Origin of the sequence: Alistipes sp. CHKCI003 (genome assembly GCF_900021155.1) — a bacterium.
Classification (GTDB): Bacteria; Bacteroidota; Bacteroidia; order Bacteroidales; family Rikenellaceae; genus Alistipes; species Alistipes excrementavium.
The window spans coordinates 20,179-32,355 of record NZ_FCNT01000085.1 but is presented as its reverse complement, the minus strand read 5'-3'; the positions used below and the strand labels follow the sequence as shown (position 1 = coordinate 32,355).

General features: G+C 56.5%; 7 protein-coding genes. All 7 read right to left on the bottom strand.

Going from position 1 to position 12,177, the window contains the following annotated elements; genetic code table 11:
* Positions 1–1,305 precede the first annotated feature (1,305 nt).
* Complete coding sequence (locus tag BN3659_RS10800; RefSeq protein ID WP_091536898.1) at positions 1,306–2,826, bottom strand: NAD(P)/FAD-dependent oxidoreductase; 1,521 nt, start codon at positions 2,824–2,826, stop codon at positions 1,306–1,308.
* Positions 2,807–3,232 carry a GtrA family protein gene (locus BN3659_RS10795; RefSeq protein ID WP_091536895.1) on the bottom strand — a complete coding sequence of 142 codons (426 nt, stop codon included), beginning with the start codon at positions 3,230–3,232 and terminating at the stop codon, positions 2,807–2,809. The genes BN3659_RS10800 and BN3659_RS10795 overlap by 20 nt, the downstream gene beginning before the upstream one ends.
* The gene (locus BN3659_RS10790; protein ID WP_091536892.1) at positions 3,229–4,812 is read right to left on the bottom strand and encodes an ArnT family glycosyltransferase; all 1,584 of its coding nucleotides are present in this window, start codon (positions 4,810–4,812) and stop codon (positions 3,229–3,231) included. The genes BN3659_RS10795 and BN3659_RS10790 overlap by 4 nt, the downstream gene beginning before the upstream one ends.
* 403 nt (positions 4,813–5,215) lie before the next feature.
* A complete protein-coding gene (locus tag BN3659_RS10785; protein WP_091536890.1) occupies positions 5,216–6,970 on the bottom strand; it encodes a hypothetical protein in 1,755 nt (584 codons plus the stop codon).
* Between the two features lie 394 nt (positions 6,971–7,364).
* On the bottom strand, positions 7,365–8,489 hold the full coding sequence (locus BN3659_RS10780) for a nucleotidyltransferase domain-containing protein (RefSeq protein WP_091536889.1): 1,125 nt from the start codon (positions 8,487–8,489) through the stop codon (positions 7,365–7,367).
* 12 nt (positions 8,490–8,501) lie between these two features.
* Positions 8,502–9,659 carry a Wzz/FepE/Etk N-terminal domain-containing protein gene (locus tag BN3659_RS10775; RefSeq protein ID WP_091536887.1) on the bottom strand — a complete coding sequence of 386 codons (1,158 nt, stop codon included), beginning with the start codon at positions 9,657–9,659 and terminating at the stop codon, positions 8,502–8,504.
* 23 nt (positions 9,660–9,682) lie between these two features.
* Positions 9,683–12,151, bottom strand: coding sequence for an SLBB domain-containing protein (locus tag BN3659_RS10770; protein WP_091536886.1), 2,469 nt, complete (start codon positions 12,149–12,151; stop codon positions 9,683–9,685).
* Positions 12,152–12,177 lie beyond the last annotated feature (26 nt).

Sequence of the window (12,177 nt, the reverse complement as noted above, 5' to 3'; positions counted from 1 at the left end):
CCCCTGCAGAGGCCTCTTATTCGATCAACGCTGCAACTTTTCAGGTTGCAGCGTTGTTTTTTTGAGTGAGGCAATGATCCGCAAACGGATCTCCCAATCACCGAATATCATGTCTGTATCCTGTCGAACAACCTAATATGCAAAGGTTCACCGGAATCTGTAAATCCTTGTTTTTCCTGATTTCGGCCCTGCTGTTGAAGATCCTTATTCGTCCCTTGCGGAACATGCAGGGCGCTTCGTTCCGGGATGCTGTTATTTCCCTGCCGTCTGTCCGTTCGAGCAATACTATTCATGGGGCCGTGAAGTACGAAATGAAAGCGTCGGCGGCTTACCGGGCATTGCTATCGCTCGTCATCCGCCTGTGCGGCCGTATCGCGCATCGGGCTCGTTGTCCGTGCCTTCCGACCCGGACGCAGCCCATGCGGGATGAAGTCGGCAAAGCCATGCGTATTACCGGACGGGACCTGCCGTGTTGCCGCCAGACCGGAATCGTTCCCCATGCCTTCATCGGGATTCCGATCCGGAGGCTTCGATCGTCCGCCGGTCCGCGACCGCTGCTCCTATCCCGGGGGGGGGCGGCAAGGGCTGCGAGGGCATCGGCCCTCGCGGCGAGGAACCGTGCCGCAGCTTTATGGGGGCATGTCTGATTTAGGGCGTCCGGCAGCACGATGCGAATAAGGTATTTTTATTCCAACGTGTCGCGTTTTATTCTTCGAAACGTGCGGACCATGGTGTTCGGCCGAACGCATGACGGGAATAATACTGGGGTTGGAGGTAATTCGTTCCGGATGGATGCGAAAATCCTCATAGGCTTGCCGCCGCTCCTGCGGCGTGGTTCGAGACTGGAGGTGTCGTGCGGCTCTTTCTAAAAGCGAGAGCAGACCGGCTTGGGTTTCAGGTTCCGTAGGCATGTCGATAAATTGGAAAATGAGTGAGTTATAGAGGGATACGATCCCTTTCGACAATCAATTTCGGTCGCGTATGGAAACCGTCGTAAAGACGAAGACCCCGATCGCAGCGGACAGGGGCTTCATTATATTTTTTAAGACAGAAATGAATATACACTATTATTCATATGGACAACAGCGTTTCGAATCTCAACGGATTTTCGGATAACGCAAAAAGTACAACGGTTGCTTCGGAACTTCAAGTTTAACGTTAAACGATTGAGAATAAATATTTTCGACACGGAAAATACAAAAAAACAGTCTGAAAAGCAAACGAACGCCTGCTTTCCGTATCACAGCTTGCCTAAAGGTCGTATTATCAGGGCGGAGCTATCCTCCGCTATGTGCCGGTTGAAACCTATTTGCTTTCATGGTATTCGCTGTCGCTGTTTACCCGCCATATATTCGCTTTGTCGGGAATGCGGTTCACGATATTGTCCACGGCAGTCATCGCCGTGAGCATGGAGTGATCGATGTTGTTGTAGCGGTGCATGCCGTTGCGGCCGACCAGAAATAGATTGTCGATGCGATCCGTCCAATTCCTGATCTCATCCATGCGGCCGTATGAGCCGAAGTAGGCTGGGTATGCTTTGGGCATGCGCACGACGACGGCATCGAGCAGATCGGCGCGGTCGATCATTCCGATCCGTTCCGTTTCACGCGCCGCAAGGTCGATGAACCGTTCGTCGGGCATCGTCCAATAGTCGTCGCCTTCGTTCACGAAATATTCGATTCCGATCCAGACCGTACCGCTGTCTTTGACCATATAAGGACTCCAGTTGTTGAAAATCTGTATACGTCCGGCCGTTACGTCAGGTTCCTGAATGTAGATCCACGTATCGGGAGGATAGGGCCTGCCGTCCGAAGAGTTGACGTTCATGCGTCTGAGCAGCATCCCGACGGTCATGAAATCACGGTAAACGAGCCCCGACGCCACCTCGCGGACATTCTCCGGTACGGGTGCGTCCATCGCGGCGATCAGATCCCGCACCGGCATGGTAGAAATCAGCCACTCGCCTTCGATTCTCTGTTCCCCGCCGTCTTTGCCCGCGACGGTTACGCCCGCAATGCGCCCTTGCTCCATGTGAACGGCCGTAACACGCCGTCCGAGCAGGAGGGTGCCGCCTGCCTGCCTGATACGCTCGGCAGCGACCTCCCAGATGTGGCCCGAACCGAACTTGGGATATAAGAATCGTTCGATGAGCGAGGTTTCGACCTGCTTCTGGTCTGCTGCGGCATTCTTGCCGCGGCCGATCCGGCGTGCCATATGCGCCAGCGCGGTTCCGATGGAGAGACCCTTGACGCGCTGGCTGCCCCATTCCGGACTGATCTCGCGACACTCCACACCCCATAACTTTCGGGTGTAATCGCGAAAGAACGTCTTGTAGAGTTCGCGGCCGAATCGGTTGATGTAGAAATCTTCCAGCGAGCGTTCTGCGCGTATGGGAAACAGGCGGATCCGTGCGTAACTCGCGCCGATCTTGACGAGGCGGCGTACCCCCAGATTGCGCATGGTCTGCCACGAGAGCGAGATCGGATAGTCGAAGAACCGGCGCAGGAAATAGATCCGCGACAGACGGTTGCGCACCAGCATCACGTCGTCCTTCTTTCGGGCGGAATGCGTCGCGCCATCCTCGGCGGGCATCCACTCCAGCCACCGGTTCGTAACGGTGTCCGACTTGGAAAAATAGCGGTGTCCGCCTATATCCATGCTATTGCCTTTGTAGCGGACCGTTCGGGCTATGCCTCCGACGGTTTCGTCCTGCTCGACGATAATGGGGTCGATGTCGCTGCGATGCAGCAGCTCCCATGCGGCAGTCAAACCGGCTGGGCCTGCACCTATGATGATCGCACGTTTTTTATTCTCGGTTTTTTCCATTGAACAATAAATATTTTCGAGCCGTGAAGTTCCAGAAGAACACGGCGGCGGTCGCCACCGTTTTAGAAATCAGATAATGCAGTTCCAGAAAATCCGTCATACTCCAGAGGATCGCTTCGTTCAGCCCCAATCCGACAATTCCGATCGAGACGAAAGCCGTGAACTCGGCTATGCGGCTATGCAATGTACGTTCGCTGAATACCCACGATACGCTTAATGCATAATTCACGGTCAATCCGGCCGCAAATGCGATCGCCGCCGACAGCAGATAATGTACGCCGCACCATCCGGTCAGCAACCATAACAGTCCGAAATCGACTGCGAAAGCCGTCCCGCCGACCCAAAAGTATCGGAACAGCTGCACCCAGCCGCTACGGGCCGGCCGCTTGAGAAGACCGTCTGTCATTTTGATCCGAATTTCAGGGCGGCCGTCTTACGGTCGAACCGCAAAAGATAAGTGGGAGGGACCCGAAACGCCCCCGCGACTTCGAATAGTTCCGGGTGTTTGCAGATCGCAGGATAGAGATAACGGCCTGTGGCGGCATATCCCATCTGGTCGAGCACCACGTAATCGACTTCGGAATCGACGAGCCCGCGAATCAGCGATTCGTCGTCTTCGGTATAGCGGAAATTGCAGACGTGGCACTGGGCATAGACATAGAAAACGGACGGTTTGCGGCTGCATACGACCGTTTGCGCCGGGAGCCGCCTGCGTACCGTTTCCGCAGCGTCTATGAAACCGGCCAACTGCGGAGGCATAGGTTTTCGAGATTCTTCGGCTACGGCCGCGAGCCTCGGGCCGGCCAGCAGCGCCGCCGGAATCAGAAGCCACAACGGACTGAATGCGCTCTTTGCGCCGAAGCGTTTGCGCAACCCCATTTCTATGAGCGTGCAGACGCCGATCGTCAGGCCGATCTCCAGCAACGGAACCAGTGTGGTGATATAGCGATTTCCGCTCGGAGCGCTCCACAGGCAGATGATGCCCAATACGGCAGCCGAATAAGCCGCGAAGAACCAGAAGTAGCGTCTTATCCGCCAGAATCCGAAGAGTATGAGGGCGATCAGCGTCAAACCGACGGCCCACTCCCCGAATGTCGAAACCGCATCGTAATCGACCTTCAAGTAGGGTGTTACGGTATTCGGGATAGCTTTGGTAATCAGCATTTGCAGCGTTTTCAGGCCGCGGTCGATCATTTCACCCAACGAGACCGTACCCTGTTCGGGTTGCCAGACATTGACGGCCAAGAGCTGATCGAGGTAACGGCTCCCGCCCAAGCCGGCGAGGCGGTTGCGTACGGCCCACGGCAAGGTCGTGAGCAGGAAGCCGGCGACGAACCCGATCGCCGTCCGCCACTTACGCACGCACAGCAGCCAGAGCGTGATGCCGGCGATGAGCGTGATGCCCTGCGTGCGGATCATGTAACCGTATCCGGCCGTGAGAATGAGCAGATAGAAATAGGGATTCCGCCACCACTTCCGGTTTTCGGCGCTCCGGTCGAAGAGATAAAGCAGGTAGATGGCAAGAGCCGTGAACAGCAGATAGGAAGTTTCGCTCATCATGATGGTGGCGAATTGCAGTACCCTGTAATTGAGCGATGCCACGATTACGGCCGTCAGCGCCAGCGATTGCGGCACCACGCGCCGCAGGAACAGGAACAATAGGGCCGCAGCACCGAATAGCATCAGGCCGTTCCATATTTTCTGTGCGACGATGCTGTCGGTCAATACCCGAAGCGGAGCCATCAGCAACGGGTAGCCCGGCGGAAAGCCGTTCGACGCGGGATGTCCCGGCGTGCCCAATTCGGTGTATCCTTCCCCTTGGGCGAGCGAGGTCGCATAAATATAGTATTGGCTGGTGTCGCCGTTCATGTCGAGCGTCGGTTTGAACGTGTAGGCGAACAGCGCCGCACAGACGGCTGCGATCGCGGCTATGTACGGCCGGACGCTTTGCGTCCTTTCCGGGGAATTCGGAGTTCGGTTGTTCATATGAATTCGGGGTAATAGGGAGGAGAATGCATTTTGGGCGCAGAGGCGTTTTTATTTTCTCTCAGAAAAGAAATTTTGCGTAGGGAGGCTGCCGGTAGACCTCTTCTTGCAGAGCGGGGCAACGTCGCAGACCGCTGACATCGCGGCAATAGGACATACGATTTTAGGATTCATGATCGGCAACGGTTATTTGGGGTATTGCAAAATTAGCGTCGGCGTATGAACACAACAAAAAATCGCCTCGTAAAAAGATTACAATACGATAGTTAAATTGTTTGATTATTAGTAGTATATGTTGTGTGGAATGGACATAATTATTACATATCAATAAATAATTGATTCACAGCGGTTTATATTTTAATCGTTCTTTTCGGGAGGAGGTATTGTTTTGACATACAAATAATTACGACATTAAATCTATGAAGCAGGCTTTCGACGGAGCGTCCGATGCTGCTATTTTAGCCTTGAGACGCGATTTTTTCACCGCAGTGTAATTGAGGCTGTCGCCGGTAAAAACACTGATTACCCGTAACGAAAATCCGGCATATATGTAACGCAGCAGATCGAGTTCGGATTCTTTCAGCGAAGGGAGCTCTTGGCGTATTTTCACCATTACGTCGTCGTAACACAGATTCACGGCTTTTTCGATCTCTTCCTTTCCCTTTTTATCCGAAGCATAGGAATCCAACAGTGCTTTCACTTTGCCGAATATCGCTTTCTGCTCATCCGTTCCCCGACGTTCGTAATAGGTCGCCGCAAGTTCGCTGACTACGCCGAACCGCTCCTTCATGAGGTGCCGCAGCTCTTGTGTTTCCAGCATTTTGCGCTTTTCGAGTTTCCGAAACAGGAGTTGGTTGGCCTTTCGGATTTCTCCGATCGCTTCGATGTATTGCGCCCGAGTTTGTTGGCGTTTGCGATAATTGATATACGCAATATATCCTACAAAGAGAATGAATATTGCGGCAGCCATTGCGGATAACCGAAACCGATGCTTCATCGCATACAGGGCACTCATCGTCGCATGTTGGCGTTCGCTTATAAAATCGCGGTGCAGACTTGCGTAAGATTGTTGCAGGGCAATGCGAACCAACGAGTCTTGAACGGCGGCACAGTATTGATACTCCTCTGCGGCTTTTCGATATTCGCCGGTTTTCATATGAATATTCGCGGCCGAAAGGCGCCAATGAGCTTTTCCCCGGGAATCGTCGAAAGGAATATCTGCCTGCTTCAAATAATAGAGGGCGCTGTCGAGATGGTTCATCATTTGCTGTGCCGTCGCCATGACGACATATTCCCAAGCATCCCAATCGGTATCCGACTGCCGCCGGATTCTCCATAATGTCGTAGCGGCCTTTTCCGGCTCCTTGTTATTTATATATACCAGAGCCAGATAGCAGAGCGTCGCCCGCATCATGGCCGTATCGCGCACCGATTCGGTAATATCCAACGAGGACAGATAATAGAACTCGGCGCTATCGGGGCGTTCGAGTTGCGCATAGGCGTCTCCTATATCGGACAACGCATATCCGCAATGACGGGTTTTACCGGCCCGGCGGTAATTATCATAGGCTTTCTTAATATATACGAGCGAATTGGAGTAATCGTATGCGGATCTGTATATGTTGCTGATTTGAGTATATAACAGCCCCGATAAATACGGATCGCCGAGTTTCAGACAGTCGTCTTCCGCGGCGAGAAAATGCACGAGGGCCTCGGCATGTTCCTGCCGGTTGTACAAGACCAGCCCATAGTAGTAGTCGGACAGATAGCGTCTTCGAATATCGCCGGAATCGTGATAAAAATTGCGGGCGATCCGGATCAACGAATCGGATTCGACCATGATATAGTTCTTGTCGAGCGCCATGGAATAGAGCAAGGCGTATTCCGCGCGTATCCGGTCTTTTCGGATCTTGTCGGGCTCGATGCTTTGCAGGATGTTCAAGGCGCTGTCGGGAGCGTCTTGCAGAAGAGTTTCCGCCCGGGATAACTCGTTCCGAATATCCGCCCCATACCGGCAAGCAACCATCGGCAAACAAAAAAACAATATATAGAACAGTTTCATTTCACTTACTTTCATATCGCTATGCCTCGCTTCTGTATGATGCAAAAATATCCGTATTTTCGAATATGGCAAACGATCCGGCGTGTCGGGCTGCATGATGATCCTGCTTTTCGACTGGTGTCCGCAAACCGATTTTCGCCACGGTCCATTCGTTCGAAGCGGAGCATCGGTTCAACCGCCGATGCCTTTGATCGCTTTGCCTGTAGGTTGTCGAGATGACCGGCTCTCTGTTCCCGTCGCTGCGTGTATGGCTGCCGCGCGGCGGTCGGGGGGCTTTGCTTGTCGTAGTCTGCGCGAATGTCGCGGCGATTCGGGATTCCCTGCTTCTGCGCCTGTACGGTCGTTGTCGTGCAGGGTCTTTCGCTGCTGAACGGCTGCCGCAGTGCCCGTAAGTTTTTGCAGCAGCCCTACCGGCAGGCGGAGTTCTGCACACGGACCGGTAGTGCGCACCGCGATTCGCCTCTTCCTGCCCGAATGTGCCCTCCGCTTGTTATTTGATGATGGATCGCGGACGGATCAGATGCGCCCAGCAGAGCCACAGGAAACTGCCTGCGAGCGAATCCTTGTACACGAGGCGGTGTTTCCACCGGTTAGCCCACCAGCGGCGGAGCTTGAAGAGGGCGGGGGCTGCGATGCCGCGATCGGGATGCTTCTCCGAGAAGAGCGGATGGAGCGTTTCGTTCAACAGTTCGTTTTGCAGGACCTCGTCCTGCGTATAGTCGTAGGCCCGGTCGGGGGACACGCCCAAGCGTTCGACGCAGATCGCCGTCGCCGCATCGGCGAAACGGTCCATGTTCTGCTCCTTGTAGATGGCCCGTATCGTGGGCCAGTCCACCTTCCGACCGTCGGCTTCGAGGAACATGGCCCAATCCGCGAGGTGGCGCAGTCCGATTTCGACCGCCGCGAAATGTACGGCCATGTGGCGCATCAGAAACAGGGCATTGAAGTCGGGCGGCGGCAGGGCGACCTCCCGGTCGCCGACGGCGAGCCGGCCGCCCTCCTTTTCTGCGAAACGGTGCAGATGCCGTTCCAGTTCGCGGTTCGAACGGTGCGACCAGAGATTCAGGAAGTCGAAATGGTTTTCGATCATCACGCCTTTGTAGGAAAAGATCGTGTGGTGATGCACGTCGTTGCTGACCGCTATGCGCAGCTCCTCGCGCACGAGCCGGTCGGCCTCGCGCTGGCGTCCGTAGAGCCAGATGTCGATGTCGCCGCAGGGGCGGTGGGCCGGCACGGGGTAGAGCGCGGCGAGACCGGCTCCCTTGAGCAGCATCAGGCGGATGTCGTGCGAAGCGTAGAAAGCCGCCAGATCCTCCAGAGCCCGCTGCCGGTGTGCGAATTGGCGTTCGATCCGGTCCGTGTTCACGGCCCAGCGGAGCATCAGCTCCCGGGGAGGCTGCTGTGCGGCCGGAAGACGGCGCAGGGCGTCGTACGCAAGGGCCAGCACCCCTTGCGCGGCGGAAAGACGGAAAACCTCCAGCCACGTTTCGGGGGGCACCGTCCCGGGCAGCACGGGATGCGGCTCTCCGCGCAGTCCTGCCGCCAGCAGTCGCAGCAGGACTGCGTCCGGCAGTTCCGCGTGTAAGTTACGCTGTCGCACCTTGCGTTCCGACATTTCGTTGCGGGTTTATTGCTTGGCGGACTCTTCTGGTTGCGGCTCCTCCCCGTCTTTTCTGCGCGCCGAAGCGAAGGCTTCGCGCAGCGTGGGGGCGATGAGCACATAACCGCAGGCCGCCACGCCTCCGAGGAAGGTGAAACCCACGAGAATCATCATCTTGCGCGGTTTGGACGGCTTGATCGGCATCGAAACCGGATCGATCACCGTCAGGATCGGGGTGGTCTCCTTCACTTGGATCTTGGCCTGTTCCAGCTGGGTCGCCATCTCCGAATAGATGCTGTAAGCCAGATTATACTGGTTGTCGAGCTTTTCGAGGTTCGTGCGTGCGCGGCTCGTGGAGATTCCCTGATTCGCGTCCTTGTAGGCGGCCCTCTGCTCCTGAATCTCTTCGTACTCCTTCTTGAGTTCGTCGTAGCGTTCCTGAATGAATTCGAGGTTGCTCTGCACCTTGTCGACCTTGAACTCGGTGATGTATTTTTGCAGCAGTTCGAGTGCGCTTTCCGCGACCTGTGCGGCGGCGTATGGCTCGGGCATCTGGGCCGAGAGCGCGATGTAGCCCTTCTTCTCTTCGACCTCGATCCCGATGACCGATTCGAGGGCGCGGACCGCCGTGTACTCCTCCTTGGTCAGGACGACGAACGATTCGTCCGCGATCGTCTCCTGCTCTTCGGGCTCCCCCTTGATCGCATGCACGATCAGCCCCGGAAGTCCGACCGTGTACTTCAGGATCGTCCCCGTCAGCGAGAATTTCCGATATTTCTTGTCGCTCAGATACGTAAGCAGCGTGATCGGTTCCTCTTCGCCATTGATTCTGATTTGCGTCTGCAACAGGTCGCGCTTGAAAGCGATGCTGTTCAGTACGTTGGGATAGACCAACGGCGAGAGCAGCTGTTCGCCGGTGGCGAGGCTTCCCATGTTGATTCCGGCCAGCGAGGCGAGGCGCGCCATGCTGGAGTTGTTCGCGTTCTTGCTGGTCTGGGGTACGAACTGGCACGAAGCCGTGTACTCCTTGGATCCGGTCAGGGCCGTCAGCAGCCCCAAGAGGATGAATACGCCCGTTACTTTGAGGATGAACATGCGTTCGAGCCACAGTTTGCGGATCAGGTCGATCAGGTCGATCTCCCGTTCTTCGGGCTGCTGCGTGGTGTCGGTATTGTTTTTTTGCATCTTGGTGTCGCGTCGTTATCGGTTTATCTGAACATATTGGCCATCGAGGCGACGATCGAAGCCATTGAGGCGGTGGTCGAGGTGATGCCGAGTATCTCGCTGATGCTTACACCCGCCTGTCTCGACTTCATCGGCACGACGATCTTACATCCGGGGACGATCTTCGCGTTGCGCCCCGTGGCGGCCGTACCGTTCATGTAGAGCACGAAGACCTTGTTCCGTCGTGCGAGCGGGCTGTATCCGCCGGCCGCCTTGACATACTGGTCGAGCTTCTTGCCCTTCTCGTAGGCGATGGCATTGGGGTAGAGCACTGAGCCGAGGATCTGCACCGTTCCGTTGTACTCGGGCACGGTGATGATGTCGCCGGGCTGGAGGATGATGTCCGCCGGAGAGCCCGGTTTTTCGAGCGCGGCCTTCAGGTCGAAGCCGACGTTGTAGTGCCGGTAGGTCTGTTTGAAGAGGTTCGTGTCCACCGAGTCTTTGCGCGACGCCTGCCGCGAGAGGATGTACATGATTTCGTTCATCTTGTCCTGCTCCTCGGGCGTCATCTGCCGTTCGAGCGAAGCTCCCTCGATGAAGCCGGCGGGCGTTACGCCGCCGGCTTTGGCGATGATCTCCGACACGCGCACGCCCGTGTTCTCCAGCGCATAGGAGCCTGCGAAGAGCACTTCGCCCTGAAGCGTTACCGTATTCTGCATATTGTACGAGGGCGATTTGCGGATGTAGACCTGATCGAACGGCTCCAGAATGAGGTCTTTCCCCTCCTCGGTCTGCAAACCGTCGCCGAGCGTTACGGTGAAGAGCTGCGAGCGCACGGGGGAATAATCGGTGCTGTGCGGGTCCTTGATGCGGCGCGAAACGTCCACTTTGACCAGCGACGCCGATTCGAGCAGACCGCCCGAGCGTACGATGAGGTCCTTGACGGTCATGCCCTCGGCATAGAGGTAGTCGCCCGGCAGAGCCACCGGACCTGCGATGCTCACGATATACTCTTCGCGCATGTCGGTCTTCGACGCGACGTAGAGTTCGTCGTTGGGGCGTAGTTCGATGTCGGGAATGAGGCCGGCATAGAGCTGGTTGAGGTCGACCGACTCCATTTCGAGCGTCCAGTCCGGCATCTCGCGCTGCAACAGGGCGCGGTCGAGGAAGGCGTCTTCGCGCAGACCGTCGGCCGCTTCGATCAGCTGTTTGACCGTTTTCACCTCGTCGTCGATGGCATAGGTGCCCGGATTGTAGACGGCTCCCTCGACGATCACCTTGTTTTCCGAACGCTGGTAGCGCTGGCCGATCGCCACCTTGTCGCCGTCGGCCAACACGAAACGGGCGTAGTCGGCCGAATCGACGTTGAACGATTTGAGGCCTTTGTCGTCCTGCCGCATGATGTTGAGCGATTTGCGGAAGGCGTCGTTGGTGAAGCCGCCGGCATATTCGATTGCGTCGGCGACCGTTTCGTCCTGCAACAGTTCATAGCGCATCGGACGTTTCACGCCCTTGTGGATGGAGACCAGATTGACATAGGGCGGGATGAGTACCACATCGCCGTCCTGAAGCACGATGTCGCCCGAATTGTCGCCGGTGATCAGCAGGCGGTAGACATCCACCTCGCCTGCGGTTCGGTTGTTGCGTATGACCTTGATGGCGCGCAGCGTACCGGTGTTCGTTACGCCGCCCGCGGCATAGAGCGCATGGAAGACGGTCGCCAGCGAAGGCAGGGTGTAGGTGCCCGGGACGGTCGCCTCGCCCATCACATTGACCTGTATGCTCCGGATGCCGCTCAGCGTTACATCCACCGAGGCCGAGCCGTCGGTCAGTCCGCCGAAGATGCGTCCCAGTTCCTTGCGGAGTTTCGTGCGGGCTTGTGCGACGGTGAGCCCCTTGAGCGAAACGGGCCCCAGACCGCTGATGTAGATGCGCCCTTCGGGGGTTACGGTCTGCGACAGATCGGCCTCCGAGGAGCCGTAGACCGCGATGCCGAGTTCGTCGCCCGGGCCGATGACGTAGTTGTCGGGCGTGGCGATCTGGAGGTTGGGTTCGAACGAGAGTTTGGCGTTGTTGAACAGATCGTGTCCGTAGATCCGGTTCAGCGAATCCAGACGAGTCATCTTTGGAGGCTGTATGCGGTCGAGCGAGTCGGCAGGCGTATTCTGCATGCTCTGCGTATTGTCCAGTCCCATGGCGAGCGAGTCCGTCTGGTTCATCTGTGCCGTCCGCTGCACCGTGCGTGTCAGGGAGGCGTTCGTTCGTTCGCGCGACGTTTTGCCCGACTGTCGGTCGATGTCGAGCGTGCCGTTCTCATACTGGGTCTTGAGCCGTTTCATCTGTTCGATCGAGACGCCTTTCTGCTGGAGCACCTTCACGGCCTGTTCCATCGAAAGCCCCTGACCGTAGCACTCCTTCGCATATTCGATGGCCTGCGTGTCCGACACTTTCTGGGCGCAGACCGACCCGAAACTCAGCAGTGCGCCAGCCAGTAAAATTACAAATCGTTTCATTCTTCGTTTCGTTGCTTATGGTGTCG